This window comes from Stenotrophomonas sp. Steno-C15 (assembly GCF_056393265.1).
On record NZ_JBWJPF010000002.1, the window covers coordinates 202,169 to 225,846 of the forward strand.

Consider the following 23,678-nt stretch of genomic DNA (forward strand, 5'->3'; position numbering starts at 1 on the left):
GGCCGACTGGACAGTGATCTGGGGTTCCCGACCGTGTTGGCTGAAGGCAGCCATAACGGTTAACACTAGATTAACACGCTACGCCATCAATGTGACGGTTGTGCGACAAACGGCACCGGATCGCAACGCAATCATGACGGGATCTTCATTCCGCCTTACGTCGCCCTTCACCCTGCCGGGCGAGCGCTGCCTGCGTCCAGGATCTGCCCCCGCCAGGCCGAGCCGGCACTGGACAGCAGGGTCACGGCCGCGGCCGCGGCGGCCTCGGGCCCCTGCGCAGCCGGGTCCTGGTCGATCGAGTAGGCGCGGGCGCGCAGGGCCGTGCGCAGGGGCCCCGGGTACAGGCCGCTGACCCGGACCGGACTGCGGCCCAGCTCATCATGCAGGCTGGCGATCAGGCCGCGCAGGCCATGCTGGGCGGCGCCATAGCCTCCCCAGTAGGCCTGCCCCACCCGTTCCGGGTCATCGACCGTGAACACCAGCGCCGCATCCTCGCGCTGGCGCAGCAGCGGCAGGCAGGCCTGCGCCAGCCAGGCGGGTGCGGTCAGGGTGACGTGGACGGCGCGGGCGAAACTTGCCGGGTCGGCCAGTTCGAACGGGGTCAAGCCCGGAAAGTGGGCGGCGCAGACAAGTAGCCCGTCCAGTCGCCCCAGCTCCGTCTGCAGCGCCTGGGCGAGGTCGGCGTAGTCATCGGGACCGGCCCCTTCCAGATCCAGCGGATACAGCAGGGGCTCGGGACCGGCTGCCTGCACCTGGGCGTAGACCCGGTCCAGCCGGCGCGGCTTGCGCCCCAGCAGGACCACGGTCGCGCCTGCGCTGGCGGCGGCCACTGCGGCGGCACTTCCGAGGCCACCACCGGCACCGGCCACAAGCACCACGCGGTCCTGCAACGGGCGGCCATCGAGCGCCCCGTTGGTCGGTGACGTCGATGGCGGCGCACTCATCCCAGGGTCGCCTCTTCGACGATGCGCTTGAGCTCGCCGGATTCGAACAGCTCCATGATGATGTCGCAGCCGCCGATCAACTCCCCGTTGATGAACAACTGCGGAAACGTCGGCAGGTTGGAGAAACGCGGCAGGTTCGCGCGGATTTCCGGCTCCTCCAGCACATTGACGGTGCGCAGGGAGACGGCGCCGGCAGCCATCAGCGCCTGTACGGCGCGGCTGGAGAAGCCGCACGTCGGGTATTGCGGGGTGCCCTTCATGAACAGCACGAGCGGGTAACGATCGACCTCGGCCTGGATTTGCTGCATTACCGCCACAACCACACTCCTTGCTTCGCCGGACAAACCGACCGCGATGGTCGGCTAGACTGCCCAAGGTAGCCGCCATTGTAAGCGGATGGAACCGGCTGCCGCCGCCCCTCTGTCCACGAACCTGTCCATGCCCGTCGAACTGCCTGCCCTGCCCTACCTGTCCGGCTCCCTGCAGCCCCATCTTTCCGCGCAGACCGTGGAACTGCATCACGGCGCGCACCATCGTGCCTACGTCGATGCGGTCAATGCCGGGATCCGCGGCACCGAATGGGAAGAGGCCTCGCTGGAGGAGATCGTCTGCCATGCCCAGGGCGCCCTGTTCGACGCCGCGGCCCAGGCCTGGAACCACGGCTTCTATTGGCAGTGCCTGCGCCCGCGCGGCGGCGGTGAGCCACAGGGACGGCTGGGCGAACTGGTCAAGCGCCAGTTCGGCGACGTGCAGCGCCTGCGCGAGGAGTTCAACCGCACCGCGCTGGGCCTGTTCGGCTCCGGCTGGGTGTGGCTGGTGCAGCATCCGGGCGGCCAGCTTGGCATCCAGGCCACCCGCAACGCCGGCACCCCGCTGACCGGCGACAGCGCGCCGCTGCTGTGCTGTGACGTGTGGGAACACGCGTACTACACCGACTACCAGAATGACCGTGCACGCTACCTGGAGGCGTTCTGGCAGCTGGCCAACTGGGAATTCGCCGAGAGCCGGCTGCGCTGAGAGCATCCGCCGGGCGTGGCCCGGCAGCACCGGGCCATGCCTGGCGACACGGCGGGCATCACGCGCTCTCGTGCGCCGCCACCGCATCCATGACCCGGGCCGAGTACACCAGTGCCGCGCCGGCGTTGAGCGAAACCGCCACCCCGAGCGCCTCGGCGATCTCCTCGCGGCTGGCGCCCTGCTTGAGCGCGGCATCGACGTGCACCGTGATGCAGCCGTCGCAACGGGTGGTCACGGCGACCGCCAGCGCGATCAGTTCGCGGGTTTTTGCATCGAGATGGTGGGTCTGGGCACCGGCATTGGCCAGAGTGGCGTAACCCTTGATGGTATCCGGCGAGAGCTTGCCGATCTCGCCGATACGGCCCTTCAGTTCCTTGCGGTATTCGTTCCAGTCGAGCATGACGATGACTCCGGGGAAAGGAGCCTTACGCTATCACCCTGGTTGATGCGCCGATGCGTGCATCGGCGCGTCACAGCGTTGCGCTTCCGCGTCGCGGTCAACCGCGCAGTGCCCGCACCGCCGGTGCGACCTGCAGCTGGCGCCCCAGTGCCTCGCCCACCTGTTCCAGCGCCGTGGCCAGTGCGCCGGCCTGGTCGTCGCGCAGCGTGGCGTGGCCCACCTTGCGGCCTTCGCGGGGCCGCTTTCCATAATCGTGCCAGTGGCCGCTGGCCTGGGCCAGCACCGGCGCCGGGTCCGGCATCTCGCCCAGCCAGTTGAGCATGCAGGCGTGGCCGAGCATGCGGGTACTGCCCAGCGGCAGGCCCAGCACGGCGCGAAGATGATTCTCGAACTGCGAGGTCTCGCTGCCTTCGATGGTCCAATGGCCGGAGTTGTGCACGCGCGGCGCCATCTCGTTGGCCAGCAGTTCGCCGTCGCGGCAGAACAGCTCCAGAGCGAACACGCCCACGTACTGCAGATGCTCGGCCAGCCGTCGGGCATAGCCGATGGCGGCATCCTGTTCGGCGGCCGACAGCACAGCAGGCGCCACACTGGCCGAAAGCACGCCATCCACATGCCAGTTGCCGGTCACCGGCCAGGCCTGGAAACCGCCGTCACGGCCGCGCACGGCCACCACGCTGACCTCGCGCTGGAAAGCCACGAAGCCCTCCAGGATCAGCCCGGTGTGCTCGACCTGGGCGCCCAGGGCCTGCCAGGCAGCGTCGATGTCGGCTTCGCTGCGCAACCGGAACTGGCCCTTGCCGTCGTAGCCGAAGCGCCGGGTCTTGAGGATGCACGGCAGGCCGAACGCGGCCGCCTTCGCGGCGAGCTCCTCGCGGCTGCGGATATCGGCGAACGGCGGCAGCGGAATGCCCAACTGCTGGAACAGCGTCTTCTCGCTCAGGCGGTCCTGCGCTACAGCCAGCGCTGCGGGCGGCGGATACACCGGCACCCGCTCGGCCAGCCACTGCGCACTGTCCGCGGGCACATTCTCGAAGTCGAACGTCACTACATCGACTTTGGCGGCGAAGTCCGCCAGCGCCTGGCGGTCATCGAAGGCACCGACGGTGAGCGGTGCCAGCGGCCCGCTGCAGGCGTCCGCCGCCGGATCGTACAGTTCGAAGCGCAGTCCCAGCGGCGCACCGGCCAGGACCATCATGCGGGCCAGCTGGCCGCCGCCGAGGATGCCGACAGTCAGGTTCATTGGCGCGGGTCGTCGTGGGCCATCACATCTTCGGTCTGGCGCGTGCGGAAGGCATCCAGCGCCTGGCCGATGGCCGGCTGGTCGCTGGCCAGCATCGCGGCGGCGAACAGCGCGGCGTTGGAGGCACCCGCATTTCCGATGGCGAAGGTAGCCACCGGAATGCCGGCCGGCATCTGCACGATCGACAGCAGCGAGTCCATGCCATTGAGCGCCTTGGACTGCACCGGCACGCCCAGCACTGGAACCGCGGTCTTGGCCGCGATCATGCCCGGCAGATGCGCGGCACCGCCGGCGCCGGCGATGATCGCGCGCAGGCCACGTCCACCCGCCTGTTCGGCATAGCTGAACAACACATCCGGCGTCCGATGGGCGGACACCACCTTCACTTCAAACGGAACACCCAGGGCCTCAAGCTTCTGGGCGGCGTGCTGCATGGTTTCCCAGTCGGAGCGGGAACCCATGACGATGCCGACGAGCGGCGCGTTCGGATTGGGGGTCATTGGCCGTCACCTGCCTTAAAGACGTATTCTAGCCGTCTTCCACGCAAGACGAAGAACCATGGATCGCAAGCTGCTCGACCTGCTGGTGTCGCCGGACACCCGCCAGCCCCTGTCCCTGCTGGATGGCAAGGGCCTGGAAGCCCTCAACAAGGCGATTTCCGCCGGCGCGGTGAACAAGGCCGACGGCAACCCGCTGGCACAGCCGCTGCGCGAGGCCCTGGTCACCCGTGACCGCAAGCAGGTGTTCCGGGTCGACGACGGCATCCCGGTGCTGCTGGCCGAGGAGGCCATTCCAACCGCGCAGATCGCTGACTTCCCGGCCGCATGAGCATGCTGCCGACGCCGGATGCGGCCGTCGTCGCCGCCGATGTCGCCCGCGCGCTGGCGGAGGATCTGGGCAGCGGCGACGTCACCGCCGCCCTGCTGCCCGACCAGGCTGACAGCGCCTACCTGCTGTGCAAACAGGATGCGGTGATTGCCGGCCGGCCGTGGTTCGATGCCACCCACCGCGCGCTCGACCCGGACGTGCGCATCGAATGGCGCATCGCCGAAGGCGAGTCCGTCACTGCCGGTACGGTACTTGCGCTGCTGCACGGACGCAGCCGCAGCCTGGTCAGCGCCGAGCGCACGTCGCTGAACTTCCTGCAGACCCTGTCCGGCACCGCTACCACCACGGCGCGCTACGTGGCCGCCGTGGCAGGCACCGGCACGCGCATTCTCGACACCCGCAAGAGCCTGCCCGGCCTGCGCCTTGCACAGAAATACGCAGTGCGCTGCGGAGGCGGGGAAAACCATCGTTTCGGCCTGTACGACACGGTGATGCTGAAAGAGAACCACATCCGTGCCGCCGGTTCGCTGGCCGCTGCGGTGGCGGCCGCGCGTCGGCAATGGCCACGGTTGCCGCTGGTGGTCGAGGTCGAAGACCTGACCCAGCTGCGCCAGGCGCTGGAGTCCGGCTGCGAGCGCATCCTGCTGGATGATTTCAGCCCCGACCTGCGCCGTGAAGCCGTACGCATCACCGCCGGCCGCATTCCGCTGGAGGTGTCGGGCAGCGTCGGCCTTGGCGGCCTGCGCTCGATCGCGGAGGACGGCGTGGACTGCATCTCCATCGGCGGCCTGACCAAGCATGTACAGGCCATCGATCTGTCACTGAAGCTGGGCCCACCGCCGGGTTGAGGCCCGGTAACGCCTGACGCAACCGCGTTGCCCGCCGGGCGTGGCCCGGCGCTACCGGAGGCGTCATGCACTGGGGAGCGCCGGGCCATGCCCGGCCGACATTGACGGATCCACCCGGCGTTCACGACGGCGCTGCGACGCTGCGCGCATCCCCCACTGGAGCCGCGCATGCGCCGGATGCTGTTGCCTGCCTGTCTGCTGCTCGCGTCAATGCCCTTGTCCGCCGCAGCGGCCGAGGCCTGTGATGTCCCGCCGCGCTTCGGCCTGAGCCCCTTGGCCATTGCCATCCGCAACGCGGCATGCAACGAGCATCGGCTGTGGTTCCGCCCCTTCATCGACCGCGATGGCCGCGCCGCCAGCCTCAGCGTCACGGAAGCCGAGAACGAGCATCTGGCCGACAACGGCCTGATTGCCTGGCAGCGCGTCTCCCACTACTGGCGTGACAGCGGGACGCTCAACGCCATGGGCAGCATCGCCGGTGCCAGCAGTTGTGCCGCACCACTGGGCTCGCGCTATACCGACAGCGACTGCCGTGCCTTCCTGATCGACAATCCTTGGTCGGCTGCCTTCATTTCCTGGGTGATGGTGCGTGCCGGTGTCCCCGGCTTCAACACCTCGCCGCGCCACATCGACTACATCCGTGCTGCCTACCAGGGTGGCCCTTCCGGCGTGCCTTACCGGCTGGCCGATCCAGCCACGGCAAAGCCGGCCCCCGGCGATCTTCTGTGCTTCCTGCGCGACCGCAGCACCACGCTCAGCTACAGCGGACTGGTACAGGCGCTTGGCAATGGCTCGGTCGGCCATTGGAAGTCGCACTGCGAAGTGGTGGTCGCGGCCAATCTCGGCGGTGACCAGACCTTGTACCTGGTAGGCGGCAACGTCATGAACACCGTGGCGATGCGGCTGCTGCCGCTGGATCGGACCGGACTGATCCAGTTGCCTGCGGCCCGCGAACGCGACAGCACCGGCATCGAGCCCAGCTGCACGCCCGGGCGCGAGGACGAATGCAGTTTCAACCGCCAGGATTGGGCCGCACTGCTGCAGCTGACTGCGACCGCGCCGTTGATCGCACCGGCACCGGCAACGCCACCGGCAAAGCCACCGATGACCACAGCGCCCGCAGTGCAGCCGGCTTCCGGTGATCCGCAGCGGATGAACTGAATCTTCTGCTTGATCCAGCAGGCATTCGCCGCCATCTTTGCCGCATCGACACCTGACGCCCTGGAACCATGCCCACCCTGCTGCTGTTGCTGATTGCCGGCGCCATCGTCTACTTCTTCTGGAACGCTGCCCGCTCCGCCGCCGAGCGCGCGGTCGAGCTGGGACGCAACGCCTGCCGCGCCGCCAATGTGCAGTGGCTGGACCAGGCGGTGCATGCCACCGGCCTGCGCCTGTCGCGCGGCGAGGATGGCCGGCTCGGTTTCGAGCGCACCTTCAAATTCGAGTATTCCTACGATGGCATCGATCGCCATGTGGGCCGGATGGTGCTGCGCGGCGATCAGCTGGTGTCGTTCACCGGCCCGGGCGCGGCGCGGATCAGCCAGATCCGGCCGGATGTGGACGATGCCGAGGATGTCTGATCCCGGACATCCACGCGTGGCGTGGATCTTCCTGATCCGGGATCGGTAGCGCCGGGCCATGCCCGGCGACCAGGTCTGTAGAACGGCAAGGCGCAAAGTTGCGCTGGATGCTCCTGTTACTTGACCACGCGCAGGTTCGGCCGGCCCTTCGGCGGCGGTCCTGCCGGCGGCGTATCCTCCGGCGGCGTGTCGTCGTCATGCAGCACTTCGTCGCCGGTCGACGCCGGTTCGCTGCCCGGAATGTCATCCGGCAGTGCCATGCCCTGCCCGGTCTCGCGGGCGTAGACGGCCAGCACGGCGCTGATCGGCACCTGCACCGGGTAGCTGGTACCGGAGAAGCGCGCCGAGAAGCTCACCATCTCGTTGTCGATCATCAGGCGCACTACCGCGCGTTCGGCGATGTTGAGCACCACTCTGCCATCCTTGACCGCCGAAGGCGGCACCTGCACGCCGGGGACGCCGGCGTCGACCAGGATGTGCGGGGTCAGCTGGTTGTCATTGATCCATTCCACCAGTGCCCGCAGCAGGTACGGGCGGTGGCTGGTCATGTGGAAGAAGTCTTCGGTCATGCGTGAAGTGTACGCGCCCGACGCCCCGACCGGGGCGGATCGCCTGCACGCCGGTCGGCGTGCAGACGGGAAAGCAGCGGCCGGCTCAGACGGGCAGGTCGCGCAGCTTCTTTTCCTGCTCGGTCAGGCTGCGCACGAACCCCGGGTGGCGGAAGATGCGGTTGCCGTAATCCTCGATGGCCTTGCCGTCCTTCGGCAACGGCACATCCAGTGACTGCAGGCGCCAGATGATCGGCGCCATCGCGCAGTCGGCCAGGCTCATTTCCGGGTTCAGGAAGAACTTGCTGGCCTTGAACAGCGGCAGCGACGCGGTCAGCAACTCTTTCAGGCGCTTGCGCCCGGCCTCGGCCTGGGTCTTGTTGCCCAGCTGGATGGCCTGCACCTGCGGCACCCAGTCGTGCTCGATGCGCAGCATCGCCAGGCGGATGCGTGCACGTGACAGCGGATCGACCGGCATCAGCGGCGGATGCGGATAGCGCTCGTCAAGGTATTCGCTCACCACCGAAGCGGCGTACAGCACCAGTTCGCGCTCGACCAGGGTCGGCACCGAATGGTACGGATTGAGGTCGATCAGGTCTTCGGGCGGATTCTGCGGATCGACCGCAACGAAATCGAACGTCACACCCTTGGCCGCAAGGACCAGGCGCACACGGTGGCACAGTACATCGTCGTTCGAGGAAAACAGCGTCAGTGTATTGCGCATGCGTACGCTCGCCGCCATCAAAGGCTCTCCTACGACAGGAGACCGCCTGCCGCATCGGCGCCGCCAGCACCGTGCCGGCGGTCGACTTCTCCCCGAGTGTGCAACCGACCATCACAAAAGCCAATAGGCCCAGCCAACGGCCGGCGGCAGAATCAGTGAACGTCCTTCCAGTATTCCTTCTTCAGCAGGTACACCAGGAAGGTCAACAGGGCCAGGAACAGGATCACCCACACGCCCAGCTGCTGCCGCTTGAGCGCAGCCGGTTCGCCGGCGTATTCGAGGAAGTTGGTGATGTCCCGCACGGCCTGGTCGTACTGGCCGGCATCAACCGAGCCGGGGCTGTCGATGCGCAGCCCGGTCACCGGCGGGTCCATGCCTGGCCCTTCGGCCTTGCCGTGCACGGCATGCTGCAGGCCCTGCATTTCCCAGAGCGGGTTGGGCATGGAGGCGTTGGCGAACAACGCGTTGTTCCAGCCCAGCGGGCGGCTGCTGTCGAGATAGAACGACTTGAGGTAGGTGTAGACCCAGTCGCTGCCCCGCACACGCGAGATCAGGCTCAGGTCCGGCGGCATCTTGCCGAACCACTTCTCGGCCTGCTCCTTGGGCATCGCCACCGGCACCGGATCGCCGATTGCCGCACCGGTGAAGTTGAGGTTGTTCATCACCTCTTCCTCGGTCAGCCCCAGGTCCTGCGCCATCCGCGAGTAGCGCAGGTACTTCAGCGCGTGGCAGCTGGAGCAGTAGTTCATGTACAGCTGCGCGCCGCGCTGCAGCGATGCGCGGTCACCGAGGTCATTGCCGGCCTGCAGCAGCTTGGTGCCGCCTTCGGCAGCGGTGGCCAGGAAACTGCCCAGCATCAGGGCGGCCGCGAGGGCCAGCCGGACCATCCAGCGCTCAGTCATGCGTGGTCACCCTCTCCGGTACCGGCTTGGTCTTGTCCAGCCTTGTCCATAGCGGCATGGTGATGAAGAACGCGAAGTACAGGAAGGTCAGCACCCGCCCGATGTAGGTCTCGTGCACGTCCGTACCCGGACCGGAACCGATCACGCCCAGCCACACGAAGCACACGGCCAGCATGCCCAGCATCACCTTCGAGATCCAGCCGCGGTAGCGCACCGACTTCACCCGCGCCTTGTCCAGCCAGGGCACCAGGAACAGGATGGCGATCGCCGAGAACATCACCAGCACGCCACCGAGCTTGTTCGGCACCACGCGCAGCATCGCGTAGTACGGGGTGTAGTACCACACCGGTTTGATGTGTTCCGGGGTCACCAGCCGGTTGGCCTCGGTGAAGTTGTCGTGCTCCAGGAACAGGCCACCAAAGCCGGGGGCGAAGAAGATGATGAAGGCGGCGATGATCAGCAGGAAGCCGGCGCCGACGCCATCCTTGAGCGTGTAGTAAGGATGGAAGGGAATGCCATCGGCCGGTGCATTGGGCGACCAGCGGTTGCCCTTGGGCCCCTTCTTGATCTCCACGCCATCCGGGTTGTTGGACCCCACTTCATGCAGCGCGCCCAGGTGCAGCACCACCAGCAGCAGCAGCACCAGAGGCAGTGCGATCACGTGCAGTGCGAAGAAGCGGTTGAGCGTGGCATCGCTGGGCAGGTAATCGCCCATGATCCACTCGGTCAGGCCATTGCCGATCACCGGAATCGCGCCGAACAGCGAGATGATCACCTTGGCGCCCCAGAACGACATCTGGCCCCACGGCAGCACGTAGCCCATGAAGGCCTCGGCCATCAGCACCAGGTAGATCAGCATGCCCAGGATCCACACCAGCTCGCGCGGTTTCTGATAACTGCCATACAGCAGCCCGCGGAACATGTGCAGGTAGACCACGATGAAGAACAGCGATGCACCGGTGGAGTGCATGTAACGGATCAGCCAGCCCCACTCGACATCACGCATGATGTATTCGATGGAGCCGAAGGCCTCCGCCGCGCTGGTCTTGTAGTGCATCGTCAGGAAGATGCCGGTGACGATCTGGTTGACCAGCACCAGCAGCGCCAGTGAACCGAAGTAGTACCAGATGTTGAAGTTCTTCGGCGCGTAGTACTCGCTGACGTGCTTGCGGTAGATCGGCATCAGCCCCGGCGCGCGGGCGTTGACCCAGTCGGCGACGCCTGTCGCGGTACGGCTCAGGATATTGGCCATCAGGCTGCCCCCTCCGGATCGACACCGATGATGAGCGTGTTGTCGTCCTGGTAGTGGTGCGGTGGCACCAGCAGGTTGATCGGCGCCGGCACGTCCTTGAAGACGCGGCCGGACATGTCGAAGCGCGACTTGTGGCAGGGGCAGAAGTAGCCGCCCTTCCACTGCGGGTCATACGGTTCGGGGCGGATCTCGGCCACCATCTCCGGCGAGCAGCCCAGATGCGTGCACAGGCCGACCAGCACCGACACATCGGGCTTGATCGAGCGCAGCTCGGGATTCTGCTTGAGCACGTAGGCGGGCTGCTGGTCCTTCTCGCCGGACTCCGGGTCCTTGAGGCGGTCGTCGAGCCCATGCAGCGCGTCGAGGATCGCCTTGGACCGTTTGACGATCCAGATGGGCTGGCCGCGCCATTCCACGATCAGGCGCTGGCCTTCCTGCAGGGCACTGATATCGGCCACCACCGGTGCTCCCGCGAGCTTCGCGCGGGCACTGGGGTTCCACGATTTGATGAAAGGAACTGCGGTGAATCCGACGCCGACGGCGCCAACCACGGCTGTGGTGGCAGTAAGAAAACGCCGACGTCCGGTATTGACTGGATCGTGTACCCCATCGTTGGCCATCCGGCACTCCGATATTGATTAGGTAGCTTTAAGGCTGCCAGCGGTCTGGTGGGGGCCAGAGCCGCATTGAATCATGGGCGAGTGTAGCGGAACCGTTACGCGCCACACAACGCATTGCAACAACTCTTTGCACCGTGTGCCGACCGGCAGCCGGCGATGGGCCGTCAGTCGGCACCGGCACCGGCCGGACTACTGGTGACTCAAGGCACTGCGGTAACGCTCGGCCAGCTGGCCCACCCGACGCACGTAGTACTGGGTTTCGCTGTAAGGGGGCACGCCACCGTGGCGGTCGACCGCACCTTCCCCGGCGTTGTAACCGGCGGCGGCCAGAGTGAGGTTGCCGTTGAATCGCTTCAGCAGCCACGACAGGTACTGCACACCGCCACGGATGTTCTGGCCCGCATCGTAGGAATCACTGACCCCGAAGCGCGCGGCAGTCGGCGGCATCAGCTGCATCAGGCCCTGCGCACCGGCGCGGCTGAGTGCGGTCGGATTGTAGGCCGACTCGGCATGGATGATCGCCCGGACCACCGCCTCCTCCACGCCGAACTCGCGCGCGGCCGAAGCGATCTCGGTCTGGAAGGCTGTCGTGTTCAGACGCACGGTGCCGAAGTCCACGCGCGGGTTGGCCCCACAGGCGTAGCAGCGCTCCATGAAGCTGTAGCGGATGGTGCGCACCGGCCCCAGGTGGGCAACCTGGCTGGGCCGCGCACTGGTGTAGTGGCGCACCCCATCCTTCATATAGGAATAGACCTGGCCACTGACCATGCGCCCGGTGCGGGGCGTGCCGGCAGCAACTGCCGGAGTCGAAGCAGGTACCGGTGCAGCTGGCACAGGCACGGCTGCACTGGCGGCCACCGCCACCGGATTGCGCTCGATGCTGGCCACGGTGGCCGGCACAGGCCTGGCAACAGTCGCTGCCGGGCGGGCCGGGCGGGCGGCCTCCCGGCTGTAGCTGATGGTGCTGCATTGGGCACCGGCCACACGCTTGCTCACATAGCTGGTGACCCCGTCTGCCCCCTGGCACTTGTACAGGGTGCCGGCGCTGGCCGGCGCAGCGGTCAGCGCAGCGATGATGATCGCCGTTGTCCCCAGTCTCCCCTTCATGGCCGCGAGTGTCCCAGCTTCGCCCCGCGTTGCCAAGCCGTGCGGCTCAGCCTGTGACGTCAGGCACAGCCAGCAGCTGCGCCAGCCCGCCCAGGCGCTGCGCCAGTTCCTGGCGCAGCGCCGGCGGCGTGGTCCACAGCTCCAGCGGCACCCGGTCGAGGCTGAGAATCTGCGCCAGCATCATGCCGCGGCTTTCCGCGCCCATGCGCAGCAGGCAGTGATCGGCACCATCGGCTTCGAGCACGCCACACCAGGGGGGAATGCGACCTTCCAGTTCGGTGTGGCTGCCGGCCAGGCGCAGCACCGCCTGCAGTGCGAACGGCGCCTGGCTGACCGCCTGCCGCACCATCACATCGGGTGGTGCGGGCGTGCGCCGATGCAGGCCGGGCTCGGCCAGCGCGCGCACCGCGCCCATCCGGTCCACCCGCAACGTGCGCCAGTCCTGGCGGCCCAGATCCCAGGCCAGCAGGTACCAGCGACGTCCGTAGTTGACCAGATGCTGGGCCTCGACCTCGCGCTGGGTCACCGCGTCCTGCGCGCTGCGGTACTCGAAGGCCAGCCGGGTTGCCTGGCGGCAATGCTGGGCCAGGCGCCCCAGCAGACGTGCATCGGTGGAAGGCAGATCCGACAGCGTCGCGGTGGCGGCGTGCACCTCGCCAGCCTGCTGGCGGCGGCGGGTCGGCACCAGTGGGTCGAGCTTGGACAGCAGACCGCGCGCTGTCTCGTCGATGCCGGCCACCGTGGCCGAGGCCGCACGCAGGGCGATGGCCAGGGTCGTCGCCTCCTCTTCGTCCAGCAGCATCGGCAGTACCGGTGCGCCCGCCCCCAGCTGATAGCCGCCCCCTACCCCGGCCGATGCCCTGACCGGATAGCCCAGCTCACGAAGGCGCTCGATGTCGCGGCGGATGCTGCGCCGGTCCACCCCCATGCGCTCGGCCAGTTCAGCCCCCGACCACTGTCGGCGGGCCTGCAGCAGGGCGATCAGGCGGAGCAGGCGATGAGCAGTATGGCGCATGAGAGATCGAGGACAGAAGTCGTCCGCAATAGTGCCCCAGCATGGGCCCCAGTTCACCCCTCTGCTGCAAGGAGCACTGCCATGACGTCCCGCCAGATCACCCTCTATCACGCTGCCCGTTCACGCTCGAGCGGCGCCGTGGCCCTGCTTGAAGCCCTGGGTGCCGACTACCGCCTGCATGTGCTGGACCTGAAAGCCGGCGCCAACCTGGCCCCGGCCTACCTGGCCATCAACCCGATGGGCAAAGTGCCGGCGATCCTCCATGAGGGCGCGCTGGTGACCGAGCAGGTGGCGATCTACCTGTACCTGGCCGATCTCTACCCCGAAGCCGGCCTGGCGCCGCCGATCGGCTCGCCGCTGCGCGGCCCCTACCTGCGCTGGATGGCGTTCTACGGCGCCTGTTTCGAGCCGGCGATGATCGACCGCGCGATGCGCCGCGACCCGCCCCCGCAGTCGATGTCGCCCTACAACGACGCCGAAACCGTCCTGCAGGTGATTGAGGCGCAGCTGGCGCAGGGGCCTTACCTGCTGGGTGAGGAAATGAGCGCCGCCGACGTGCTGTGGGGCAATGCCCTGAAATGGACCACCGACTTCGGGCTGGTGCAGCCCGCCCCCGCCACGGCGGACTACATCGCCCGGATGGGCGCACTGACGGCCTTCGACCGGTCGCGGCAGATCGACGCGGAGCTGATCGCGGCGTAAGGGCGCCCGCCGGGCACGGCCCGGCGCTACCGGGCGCGGCAGGGGCCGTGCCCCATGAGCGTGCACCGCGGCGGGAGGCGCAGGATGCGGGTAGAATTGCCCGCTTTCCCGCCACCCGAATGGATTAAGCGCCATGACCGGGACGCCAGACGTCTTTCCGCCCGCCACGCCGGGCGGCACCCCGCTCGTTGCCCTGCCCTCCGCTCCGCGCACGCCGGAGCAGATCAAGGGCAAGCTGTACATCAAGACCCACGGTTGCCAGATGAACGAGTACGACTCGGCCAAGATGGCCGACGTGCTCGCCGCCAGCGACGGCCTGGTGCTGACCGACACCCCGGAGGATGCCGACGTCATCCTGGTCAACACCTGTTCCATCCGCGAGAAGGCGCAGGAGAAGGTGTTCAGCCAGCTCGGCGTCTGGAAGGGGCTGAAGAACCAGGGCCGCGAGGTCATCATCGGCGTCGGTGGCTGCGTCGCTTCGCAGGAGGGCGAGGCCATCATCAAGCGCGCGCCGTTCGTGGACCTGGTGTTCGGCCCGCAGACCCTGCACCGGTTGCCGGAGCTGATCCGTGCGCGTCGCGAGCAGAAGCGACCGCAGGTGGACATCAGCTTTCCGGAAATCGAGAAGTTCGACCGCCTGCCGGAACCGCGCGCTGAAGGCGCGTCGGCGTTCGTGTCGATCATGGAAGGCTGCTCGAAGTACTGCTCGTTCTGCGTGGTGCCCTACACCCGCGGCACCGAAGTCAGCCGTCCATTCGAGGACGTGGTGGTGGAAGTGGCACAGCTGGCCGCGCAGGGCGTACGCGAGATCAACCTGCTCGGCCAGAACGTCAACGCCTACCGTGGCCCGTATGGCGATGGCGAGTTCGCCGATCTGGGCCTGTTGATCCGCACCATCGCCGAGATCGATGGCGTCGGCCGCATCCGCTTCACCACCTCACACCCGCTGGAGTTCAGCGACTCGCTGGTGGACGCGTTCCGCGATGTGCCGCAGCTGGCCAACTTCCTGCATCTGCCGGTGCAGGCCGGCAGCGACCGCGTCCTGTCGGCGATGAAGCGAGGCTACACCGCGCTGGAGTTCAAGTCGAAGATCCGCAAGCTGCGCGCGGTGCGCCCGGACATCTCGATCAGTTCGGACTTCATCGTCGGCTTCCCTGGCGAGACCGAGGCGGACTTCGAGAAGACCATGAAGCTGATCGAGGACATCGGCTTCGACCACAGCTTCTCCTTCATCTATTCGCGACGCCCGGGCACTCCGGCCGCCGACCTGGAAGACACGCTCAGCGATGCCGAGAAGCATGCGCGGCTGTCGCGCCTGCAGGAACGAATCAACGCGCACGCCGCCGGCATTTCCGCGAAGATGGTCGGCACCGTGCAGACGGTGCTGGTGGAAGGCCCATCGCGGAAGAACCCGAATGAGCTGACCGGCAAGACCGAGAACATGCGCTCGGTGAACTTCCCGGCGCCGGCACGCCTGATCGGTCAGTTCGTGGATGTGGTGATCACCGAGGCATTGACCAATTCGCTGCGCGGGCGGGTGGTGACGGAAGGCTGATCGCCGGGGCGGGGGGGAGCCATGTACGGCTTGCCCCCACACAGCAGTCGTGGTGATTTTCTCACCACGCCACGCATACCCTCTGTGCAGAAGGCTCTGCGTCACCTATCCACAGGTTGATTGCGCGTCGTTCCACAGTGATTGTGGAAAAGCGGTGGGTCTCAGGGGCGAGCCCGCCGGGCCTCGTTGCTGGCCGCAACCTTCGCTTAGCGGGTCTGCTCTGAGCCTCAGAAGGACGCACCGCGCTACTCGCTCAGGAATCCCAGCTTCGTCGTCCCGAATCCGTACCGGGTCTCCATCAGCTTCTTCACCGGTCCCATGCCCTCTATGATCATCCTGCCGTCCGGCGTCCCGCAGCGTGTGCCCACCTGCGTCCTGCCGTACTGCAGTTCGGCTTCACGACTGCGCTTGGGACGGGGATCGGGCTCCCACCAGGGGAAATGGGCATACGGCTTGTTGGTCGAGACTTCATGGCGCCAGCACACGAACGAGAGCGTCTCGTTGCCTGCTGCGTCATAGTCGTAGACGCGGTAGGAGCTGTAGCCGCTGGTCAGCGGCGTAAGCTTCAACACACCCTTCTCTACGTATGCGCGCAGGTTCTCGGTGTAGCCACCACTATCGGGAACCGGGCCGAACAGGATCACCCGCGTGAGCCTGCCGCTTGCGTCGTAGTTCTCCTGGCGGTTCAGATCCAGCGTGCGCCACTGGCGTTCGTGGGGCTGCTTGGCACCCGGTCCGAAGACCTCGAAGATCCGTCGATGCGAGCGATGGCGATATTCCCGGACGCGGGTGTAGTCGGTGATTCCCTCGAACAGCCCCTTGGCGATTTCTGGTGGCACAGGTTCGCCAGGGAACCTGTACTTCAGCTTATCAGTGGGCTCTTGCCTGCGTTGCGCAAAGACAGCCGTGGCGTCCGACGGCGCTATGGAGAAGGATTCACTTTCAACACCACGAAGCCCACGCTTTTCACTGCCATGGAAGCGAATACCCGCGACCCGCCCCAATTCAGCATCGTCGACATTGACGAAGCCCCTCACAGTCCATGCACCATCGGCGGCCTCGGTTCCAAAGCCGGTGTCCTCGCGATTGGGGTCCTCACCTGGCTTACGCGTGGCTTCCTTGATTACATCGGAAGCTCGCGATCCATCCGGTCGATAAGTGAAGTATCGAGTTGAAGTGCGGGATGGCATATCGCGGAGCTGCGCACACTGAAAATCTGGCTTATCCGAGACAATCAACCCAGAGCTCTCATTCGCTACTTCTATGCGACCATCACCATCATAGAGCGCACAGAAGGTTGTCGCCCTATGCCCTTTCGCGTCAGTTGCATGAATCGACGTCAATTGACCTGACCCGTCATAGTCAAGCTCCTGCGTCTTGTAAAGCTCGAAATATGGATACACATGCCTGACTGCAGGGTGCAGGCTTTCAGGGGCCTGTGCCTCAATCAACTTTGACTTTCGCCTCTTCCATTGCTCGGCACGACATATCCGTTGCCCTTGAACGCCTCTTTCCAGGTAGTAGACCGAACCACCACTCGAGTTGAATGGCTTGTTGTGTAGCTCACTGACCGGTGGATTTATGTCAATCCGCACAAAGGGGGCCGTCGCGTTCGCACGATCAAGACTGGCGGCTACTGCAGACCCTTCGCCAACCTCCCTCGGCGAGAACTTGAGCACTACTTCATTGCCGTAAATCGGTGCATTCTTCTCGTTTGACGAACCACAATAGGCAAGCGCAGTCTGTACGGCGCACAGGCCACCAAGAACGAGGAATCCCCTCAACAGTTGATACCCACTCATACCTGCTCTCCGTGTTCCCCGGGGACCTGCCGACTGGAGTAAGCCAGTTCAGTTGACCTATCCCTCTGAACAGGCGCGACTGCAATGATCTCGTTCGGCATCGCGGCAGCAGGGTCATCCATGCCGCTGCCCCAGAGTAGCGGCATGGTGACCCAGAAGCCCTGAATTCCCTTGCGCTCTTCATTACCTCTCAGCATCTTTGTCGCCCTTTCTGCATCGTGCCGACCTACCGCACCGGTCACGTAGTTGCTTACAACGCTTGGCTCCAGCATGAACTCTGGTTGCAGGTCCGCCGGCTGCGCGTACAGGATGCGTTTGACGTGCCCTTTGTCACTCAGGCCTGCGGCGGGGAATCCATGAAGCACGGAGTCGTAGCGAGGGAACGAGTCGCGGGGGACATTGGTGAAGACACGCTGATAAGCGGCGGAATTTGAATCGGCAAGATTCCTGATGCTTCTCCACGTCTCGGCACTTGCGGGCCTGTCCACCGTCAAGGTTGGCACGTTCTTGTTGAACCACGGGTAGTAGTCCTCAGCCAACTTGGAAAAGGCGAAGTACTCATCCCCCTTCTCAGGCATCGTCTTGAGCTCCTGCCCCAGAAACTTCCTCCACAACTTCAACCGCAGCTCCCGAGCAAACGTTCGGGTTATTACCTGCACGCCGTTGCCCAGATCCATCCGCTTCGCCTCGCCATCAACGATCACCGCGGCGATCTCGGTATCACCCGTCCCCAGCAGACTGCGGTCATTGCAGTTCGCGCTGCCGATGATCGCCACCGCGTCATCAACGATCAGCAGCTTGGAATGCACATAGCACTGCTCGGTCACCACATACAGGGAGGGGCCATGCTCGGAGCCGATCGTGTGCGGCGGCAGATGATCGCTTCTGCGCGTTTCGGCCAGCACGCCGTAGCTGCGCAGATTCATCACCGACAGGTATTCCTTCCAGCGCCCGGCCTTGACCTCGGCCTGCAGGTCGGCCTCCTCCACGCTGGCCTCGCGGATGTCCTTGTCGCGTGCGATCAATGATCGGCAGATGCGCCGGATCAGGCTGTCGTCACCACGCAGCAGGGTCTGCTGCACCCAGTACTGCTGCTTCACCACGGCACCGTCTGCCAGGCTGCCCTCCGGGTGCACCGGCAGGGTGATGTACACATGGAAGCCTTGCCGGGCCAGGATCGCACGGCGGATGCGCGCGGCCAGGGCGGCCACCAGCGGGTTGCTGGCCGCCGACTTCACTCCCTGCCTGCGCTCCACAACATCCTGCACGATGTCGGCCCTGCCTACCGGGCCGCTCATGGCCACACCGCGTTCCACGTGACCAAGCTTCGCCTTTTCGGCATCCGTCGCATCCCGCCGCTCCCCGCCCTTCACTGCGGTTTCCACCACGCTGCCCGGATCCGCGTCGGACCAGCCACAGTCGGAAATGAGGAACTGCGTTTCCAGATAGATGTAGGCACTGGCCGATGCGATGCAGTTGACCATTGCGTCGAGAATGGAGTGCATCGGCTGCTCACGCTCCCAGTACGGCTGCAGGCAGCTGGCGTCGTCCAGGTTCAGGCCGAGTTCCCTGCACCCCTTCTTCTCCAGCGCATGCAGGGCGGTGCCCGAGGAACGCACGATCTGCACGCTGATCTTTCCCGCCGTGCCCGGCACCGTCAGGTTACCGAACACCGCCTGCATGCCCCCCATGGACTGCAGCCACTGATCGCTCAATGGCGTCAGTTCCATGCCACGCGCCAGGGTGGTCTGCTCGGGCAGCGCTGTGTCGAGCCATTCATTGGTCTTGCGAAGGCCCGTGTTCAGCCCCTTGCGCAGCAGCGAGCCGATGGTCCGGTCGCCGCGCTGGTTCTGCCAGACCATGGCATTCCAGCGGTGCATGAAGTTGCTGCAGATATCGAACACGGCCGGGCCCGCGATCTGCGCGTGCACGTCCTGCCAGGGCATGCGAGGCTGGCGGCCACTGTCGAGCAGCCGCTGGGTGCGATCAACCGGCGTATTGATCCACTGCACCAGCGATTCCCAGTCTTTCTTCGCCTTGTCGATCTTTGCTTCTATTTCGCTGAGTCGGCCTTCGATGTCCGCGCGCAGGCTGCGCGGATCGAGCAGGTAGCCCGCCGCTTTCTCTGCAGTCTGGAAGGGCCGCAGCGCTGCCGCCCGGATGTCGTTCTTCTGCTGGTCGAGCCAGCTGCCGAACTTCTTCGCCTGGATGGCGCTGAAGCCTGCCACCGCACGCCCTGCTGCGGCAGCCGCCTGGACCGGATTCAGTTTGATGGCTTCGTCGGCGGCACGGTTCGACGCGGCAATGACATCTGCATATTCCTTGCCGATCTCCTCCAGTGTCGTCTGGATGGCCAGGAACGTGCGCGCGACGGTGCGCTTGACCGCCATCCCCTCTTCCATGCCGGGGATGATCCACTCGGCGATCTTCCTGAGGCCTTCGCGCTCAAGCGCGTCGGGTACGCCCAGCTTGTCTGCATAGTCCTGCAGCTCCGCCAATGCGGCCCCGGCATCCCACTGCGCCTTCATCTGGTCCAGTGCGATGGCCATGCCAGGCACATACGCCTGTGCGAAGCCGGGACGGACGCGGCCTGCCGCATCCGGGCTGGTATCGGGCTTGTCCAGCGTGAGCTCCGTCTCATCATCCGTCATGCTCCGATACTTGCTCAGGCAGTTGTTGTAATGGTCATTGATCACGTGCAGCGTCGGGTCGTCGACCACGTCGAAGTTGCCGTCGTCCCAACGGCCATGGGCGACGTCGAGTCCTCCGACGAAGCCGATGCGTCCGTCTACCACCAGGATCTTCTGGTGGTGCGAGAAGGCGATGTTGAAGGCATCAGCGCGGCCGGTCGCCGGGTTGTGCAGGCCCACCTGGATCTGCCCGGGCGTCTTGTCATCCTGCATCTTGTACAGCGCCGTGCGTACCTCGTTCTCGTGGGTGTAGGCGGCCGCCTCCACGCTGTCGTAGAGCAGTACCCGCACATCCACGCCGCGCTGGTTGATAGCGTCGAACAGCAGCTCGCTCAGCCGCGCGGAGTGCGCGTCACCGCGCGCGTCCATCTCGGTATCGAAGTTCATCTGCCAGTCGGCGATGAAGATGAATTTCTGCGCGCCGCGGATGGCATCGGCCATCGCCTTCATGGCCGAGCGCCCGTCGGTGAACGCGTCGACGCGGTTCCCGTGCCGCACCGGCGCGAACTGACGGTCCGGTGGTGCGTAGTAGTCGCCGCTGGTCGTGCCTTTCTGGCCATCCCTGCAGATGAGGGAGGCGCGCTCGACCCTGCCCCATGCGTTGGCGTCTGCCATGATCAGATCTCCTTGCGCCGGGCCGGGCTGGCGTCGATGTGGGACTGGAACTCGTACTCGGCGCGCTGCCGGTAGGCATGCAGTGCGGCATCGTCGGGCAGGTCGGCCAGACTCTTGCCATAGTTGATCGCCTCCAGCGTGTCCAGGGTTGCCCGCACCCCCGGGGAGCCGCTGCATGGCCGGGGCCGCTGCAGCGGGATCACGTCGATTCCGTGTACCAGGAACAGGCAGCCGGGATGGCGGCCTGCGTCACTCCAGATCCTCGCGCACAGCGCATCGTCCAGGCTGACATCGCCCTGTGCGTCGGCCTCACCTTCGGCCAGGGTCTCGGCCCAGCGTTCCGGCAGCAGGGCGCTGTCACGCTGCTCATCGTCCAGGGCGCGGTGCGTGCGCACGATCCTCCAGGGCTGCCCGCCCAGCGGCACACCCTGCGGGCCCGGGATGTCCTGCAGCCTGAAGGCAAGTTTCGGAACCTGCCCGTCCAGCGCGCTGGACGGCATGTCCGGCAGGGGACGGGTCAGCTGCGCCGGGCCGACGAAGGTGCGCTGCCCGGCCTGCACGGTCACCGTGCCGGGGCAGACCAGCACCAGGTTGCCATCTTCCAGCGCAATGCTGGCGCCACCGGCGGTGGCGATGTGCAGGGTGCGCGGTGCGGCAAGCTCCACAGCCCCTTGCCCGCTCGCTGCACGCACGGTGCTGCGCGCCTGCAGGTGGATCGTTTCGGACTGGGCCCGGATGTCCAGTACCTCCTGCCCAGCGACGATGGTCAATGCCGCATCACCGGCAAAGCTGCGGCCACTGGCCGCCAGCATGCCCACCGCCTGCGCCGCGTGCAGGCGCGCACCGCCGGCCACGTTGGCATCGGTGTGCCCGCCACTGGACAGTGCCACATTCCGGGCACCGCCCCAGTGCAGTGCCTGCCCGGCCACCATCATCAGACCGGCCTGCCCATGCAGGCCCAGCGTTGGCTGGCCGGTATGCGGAACATCGCCGGGCGCGGGGCGGCCCTCGTCATCGGCGCTGGCCTGCGCATAGGAAAGTCCGTTCACACTGGCCCGCGCAACCCGTTGCAGACCTGCCACGCCGGTGCTGTCCTCCCGTACTGCGTGGCTGTCCAAGCCAGCCGTGCCGTGCATCGTAGCCGCGCCATGGCTGGACGCGGCCAGGAGGGCGGCCTGCTGCAGCAGCGCGCCGGCCGCAGCCACTTCGCCTGCGGGTGACAGCGCAGCGTGGCCACGCGCGGTCAACCAGACGCCCCGTTCGGCACGCAGCGCGCCCCACGCGTCAGTGCGCAGTTCCGCGCCTTCTCCGCGCAGGGAACCACGATGGTTGTCAGCCATGTGCAGCAGATGACCAAGATTCAGCTCGCTGCTGGCGTGGCTGCTGGCCAGCTGCACGCGCAGCTGTGCGTCGGAATCATCGAAGGCCAGCCGGTTGTAACCCGTTCCGGACCATTCCCGTGACTGGATGCCCCATACCGCCCCGGCATGCCGGTGCTGGTCCTGCCCCGGTGCCATCGCGTGCCAGACAGGCGCATGGCCGCCGGCCGCATTGCCCTGTGCGCTCGGGCGGGAGTCGGTGGCATGCCCGAACAGGCCGCCGCTTTCGTCTGCGGCCGCTGCTCCGGCCGGGGTGCGCGCAACGCCCGCCTCGCCACGACCGTTGTACAGCGCGCCCAGCACCAAGGGCTGATCGATGTTCCCGTCCAGAAAGCCGATCACCACCTCCTGGCCGACACGCGGCAGGAACTGTGCACCGACGCCCGGTCCAGCGTAGCGCTGCGCGACCCGCAGCCAACAGGTCGTACCGGCATCTGTGGCGTCCTGAAGATGCAGACGTACCCGTACCCGGCCCAGGTGATCGGCGTACAGAGCGGCATCATCACGGCCATCGCCAGCGATGACCGTAGCGGTCTGATGGCCTGGCGCGAGCGGCCGCGGGTGGATGCGTTCGCCGGTGCCATCGGCCAGCACGGGCCGCCACGGTCGATTCCGATCGACGGCGCGGAAGCGATTGGCATAACCCAGGGGCGCGTTTGTCTCCAGCGCCACGCCGGGCATGGCTGAACCGGCCTCAAGCCAGCGGGCCGGTGCCGCAGCGCGTGGTTGCTCCGCCCCCTGCGTGATCGGCGGCGGATTGCACCCGTAATGCAGTAGTTCGGTCGGCAGCAGGCTCGGCGTCGAACCAGCGCCCGCGGCCAGAACGCGGATGAAGCGACCGACCTGCAGGCTGCGTACGCTGCCTGCCGCCAGCCAGCCTGCACTGCCGGCCTCGTGCGCTTCAGCTGCTCGCCGCGCGCGACGATACCCCTCATCGGCGCCAGCCAGGGCGTGGGTGCCCACCGGCTCATAGACCTCGCGCGGGCTGCGCCCGGCGTCCTGCAGTGGCATCTGCGCATGTCGGACGGTGGCCGCCGGGCCATCGTCGGTGACAAGCGAGAGCCGGCTGCTGCCCAGCCGACGCCACCTGCCCAGCTGCTGCAGGGCATCTGCGCGCTCGGTGGCGTCGTCACGGTGGAAACGGATACCGCCGTCTCGGGCCGATTGTGGATTCTCAGGTTGCACGCTGCTGTCGGCGAACAGCACGAGCGTCAATCCGCCGCTGCTGTCGCTCTCGAACGTGCCCGCAATGCCTTCATCGGCCAACAGCCGCTGCACGAACTCAAGGTCCGGCTCCCGATACTGGATGCAGCAGTCACGCACGGGTGCGGCGGCCAGAGCGGCCAGGGCATCGTCGCTCCAGCGCCAGCGGGCCAGTCCGCTGTGCGTGCCGAACACGTCCTCGACGATGTCCCGGACGGTCCGCTGCTGATGGACACGGCTGCGCCGCGCATGCCGCAGGAACCACGTCCATGGCACGAGATGCAGCCGATAGCGCGCCAGACCGCCGTCTGCGCCAAGGAGGTGAGCGGCGGCGATGTAGCCGCAGCGATGGTGGTCCTGGCCATCATCGAGGCAGGTGACCAGCGCGGCGCTCAGTCCCGGCCAGTCTGCGCATGACAGGCCCGCATCCGGGTGCACGGCATCTACCCAGTAATCGAAACCGTTGACCAGGCTTTCGTGGCCCCACCACTGTTCGACGAACAAGGGAGGCAGGCCCTCAGCCTGCAGCCGATGCAGTTGCCCGTTCGACCCGAGCCCCGCCAGCGGCGCGTGCGCAGCTGCCGTATGTGAAACATCCATGACCTCTCCCTGGCCGGGCGCTCCGCCCCGACGCTCAATGCCTGTGAACCTTCCCGTGGCCACCGCTGCTTCCGGTTTCCGTTCCCCACCCGGTCGTGACGCTT

The 23,678-nt window shown here is 66.4% G+C and carries 22 protein-coding genes; 7 read left to right on the forward strand and 15 right to left on the reverse strand.

Annotated elements, in window-relative coordinates; genetic code table 11:
• Window positions 1-167 precede the first annotated feature (167 nt).
• Together AC06FB_RS03020 and grxD are read right to left on the reverse strand one after the other, a co-directional pair.
• The gene (locus AC06FB_RS03020; protein WP_164152714.1) at window positions 168-944 is read right to left on the reverse strand and encodes an SDR family NAD(P)-dependent oxidoreductase; all 777 of its coding nucleotides are present in this window, start codon (window positions 942-944) and stop codon (window positions 168-170) included.
• A complete protein-coding gene (gene grxD, locus AC06FB_RS03025) occupies window positions 941-1,261 on the reverse strand; it encodes a Grx4 family monothiol glutaredoxin (RefSeq protein ID WP_053516610.1) in 321 nt (106 codons plus the stop codon). Before grxD ends, AC06FB_RS03020 begins: the two co-directional genes overlap by 4 nt.
• A gap of 121 nt (window positions 1,262-1,382) precedes the next feature.
• Here grxD and AC06FB_RS03030 point away from each other — a divergent pair, with 121 nt between their 5' ends.
• Entirely contained in the window at window positions 1,383-1,961 is a 579-nt protein-coding gene (locus tag AC06FB_RS03030; RefSeq protein WP_478053367.1) for a superoxide dismutase, read from the forward strand.
• A gap of 58 nt (window positions 1,962-2,019) precedes the next feature.
• On the opposite strand, the gene AC06FB_RS03035 is transcribed toward AC06FB_RS03030, so the two are convergent.
• From AC06FB_RS03035 to purE, 3 genes are all read right to left on the reverse strand, one after another.
• On the reverse strand, window positions 2,020-2,361 hold the full coding sequence (locus tag AC06FB_RS03035; RefSeq protein ID WP_053516609.1) for a carboxymuconolactone decarboxylase family protein: 342 nt from the start codon (window positions 2,359-2,361) through the stop codon (window positions 2,020-2,022).
• Between the two features lie 97 nt (window positions 2,362-2,458).
• Window positions 2,459-3,604: a 5-(carboxyamino)imidazole ribonucleotide synthase gene (locus tag AC06FB_RS03040; RefSeq protein WP_368866066.1), complete on the reverse strand. Its 1,146-nt coding sequence runs from the start codon at window positions 3,602-3,604 to the stop codon at window positions 2,459-2,461.
• Entirely contained in the window at window positions 3,601-4,104 is a 504-nt protein-coding gene (purE, locus tag AC06FB_RS03045; RefSeq protein ID WP_053516607.1) for a 5-(carboxyamino)imidazole ribonucleotide mutase, read from the reverse strand. The genes AC06FB_RS03040 and purE overlap by 4 nt, the downstream gene beginning before the upstream one ends.
• A 58-nt stretch (window positions 4,105-4,162) precedes the next feature.
• Between purE and AC06FB_RS03050 the strand changes: the two genes are divergently transcribed.
• From AC06FB_RS03050 to AC06FB_RS03065, 4 genes are all read left to right on the forward strand, one after another.
• The gene (locus AC06FB_RS03050) at window positions 4,163-4,432 is read left to right on the forward strand and encodes a Trm112 family protein (RefSeq protein ID WP_005408847.1); all 270 of its coding nucleotides are present in this window, start codon (window positions 4,163-4,165) and stop codon (window positions 4,430-4,432) included.
• Window positions 4,429-5,280: a carboxylating nicotinate-nucleotide diphosphorylase gene (nadC, locus tag AC06FB_RS03055; protein ID WP_478053368.1), complete on the forward strand. Its 852-nt coding sequence runs from the start codon at window positions 4,429-4,431 to the stop codon at window positions 5,278-5,280. Before AC06FB_RS03050 ends, nadC begins: the two co-directional genes overlap by 4 nt.
• Before the next feature lie 168 nt (window positions 5,281-5,448).
• Entirely contained in the window at window positions 5,449-6,441 is a 993-nt protein-coding gene (locus AC06FB_RS03060) for a DUF2272 domain-containing protein (protein WP_478053369.1), read from the forward strand.
• 68 nt (window positions 6,442-6,509) lie between these two features.
• Window positions 6,510-6,860 (forward strand): DUF3301 domain-containing protein, encoded by a 351-nt coding sequence (locus AC06FB_RS03065; protein ID WP_053516603.1) that lies wholly within the window; start codon window positions 6,510-6,512, stop codon window positions 6,858-6,860.
• Window positions 6,861-6,976: 116 nt separating this feature from the next.
• Here AC06FB_RS03065 and AC06FB_RS03070 read toward each other — a convergent pair whose 3' ends face one another.
• The 7 genes from AC06FB_RS03070 to AC06FB_RS03100 form a co-directional block, all read right to left on the reverse strand.
• Window positions 6,977-7,429, reverse strand: a complete 453-nt coding sequence (locus AC06FB_RS03070; RefSeq protein ID WP_053516602.1) for a ClpXP protease specificity-enhancing factor — start codon at window positions 7,427-7,429, stop codon at window positions 6,977-6,979.
• An 85-nt stretch (window positions 7,430-7,514) separates the two neighbouring features.
• Window positions 7,515-8,150 carry a glutathione S-transferase N-terminal domain-containing protein gene (locus tag AC06FB_RS03075; RefSeq protein ID WP_053516601.1) on the reverse strand — a complete coding sequence of 212 codons (636 nt, stop codon included), beginning with the start codon at window positions 8,148-8,150 and terminating at the stop codon, window positions 7,515-7,517.
• A 134-nt stretch (window positions 8,151-8,284) separates the two neighbouring features.
• Complete coding sequence (locus AC06FB_RS03080; RefSeq protein WP_053516600.1) at window positions 8,285-9,034, reverse strand: cytochrome c1; 750 nt, start codon at window positions 9,032-9,034, stop codon at window positions 8,285-8,287.
• Window positions 9,027-10,286, reverse strand: a complete 1,260-nt coding sequence (locus AC06FB_RS03085; RefSeq protein WP_053516598.1) for a cytochrome b — start codon at window positions 10,284-10,286, stop codon at window positions 9,027-9,029. The genes AC06FB_RS03080 and AC06FB_RS03085 overlap by 8 nt, the downstream gene beginning before the upstream one ends.
• Window positions 10,286-10,906: a ubiquinol-cytochrome c reductase iron-sulfur subunit gene (gene petA, locus AC06FB_RS03090; RefSeq protein WP_053516597.1), complete on the reverse strand. Its 621-nt coding sequence runs from the start codon at window positions 10,904-10,906 to the stop codon at window positions 10,286-10,288. Before petA ends, AC06FB_RS03085 begins: the two co-directional genes overlap by 1 nt.
• 189 nt (window positions 10,907-11,095) lie before the next feature.
• Window positions 11,096-12,013 (reverse strand): lytic transglycosylase domain-containing protein, encoded by a 918-nt coding sequence (locus tag AC06FB_RS03095; protein ID WP_197572116.1) that lies wholly within the window; start codon window positions 12,011-12,013, stop codon window positions 11,096-11,098.
• A gap of 46 nt (window positions 12,014-12,059) precedes the next feature.
• Window positions 12,060-13,028 carry a helix-turn-helix transcriptional regulator gene (locus AC06FB_RS03100; protein WP_253161718.1) on the reverse strand — a complete coding sequence of 323 codons (969 nt, stop codon included), beginning with the start codon at window positions 13,026-13,028 and terminating at the stop codon, window positions 12,060-12,062.
• Window positions 13,029-13,109: 81 nt separating this feature from the next.
• Here AC06FB_RS03100 and AC06FB_RS03105 point away from each other — a divergent pair, with 81 nt between their 5' ends.
• Both AC06FB_RS03105 and miaB read left to right on the forward strand, forming a co-directional pair.
• Entirely contained in the window at window positions 13,110-13,730 is a 621-nt protein-coding gene (locus tag AC06FB_RS03105) for a glutathione S-transferase family protein (protein ID WP_065176221.1), read from the forward strand.
• A gap of 133 nt (window positions 13,731-13,863) precedes the next feature.
• Entirely contained in the window at window positions 13,864-15,285 is a 1,422-nt protein-coding gene (gene miaB / locus AC06FB_RS03110) for a tRNA (N6-isopentenyl adenosine(37)-C2)-methylthiotransferase MiaB (protein WP_065176220.1), read from the forward strand.
• A gap of 245 nt (window positions 15,286-15,530) precedes the next feature.
• Here the strand turns inward: miaB and AC06FB_RS03115 are convergent, their stop codons facing one another.
• The 3 genes from AC06FB_RS03115 to AC06FB_RS03125 are packed head-to-tail and all read right to left on the reverse strand — an operon-like array spanning window position 15,531 to window position 23,574.
• Complete coding sequence (locus tag AC06FB_RS03115) at window positions 15,531-17,087, reverse strand: hypothetical protein (RefSeq protein WP_478053370.1); 1,557 nt, start codon at window positions 17,085-17,087, stop codon at window positions 15,531-15,533.
• Window positions 17,084-20,392 (reverse strand): phospholipase D-like domain-containing protein, encoded by a 3,309-nt coding sequence (locus tag AC06FB_RS03120; protein ID WP_478053385.1) that lies wholly within the window; start codon window positions 20,390-20,392, stop codon window positions 17,084-17,086. Before AC06FB_RS03120 ends, AC06FB_RS03115 begins: the two co-directional genes overlap by 4 nt.
• Before the next feature lie 2 nt (window positions 20,393-20,394).
• Entirely contained in the window at window positions 20,395-23,574 is a 3,180-nt protein-coding gene (locus AC06FB_RS03125) for a type VI secretion system Vgr family protein (RefSeq protein WP_478053371.1), read from the reverse strand.
• Window positions 23,575-23,678: the final 104 nt, after the last annotated feature.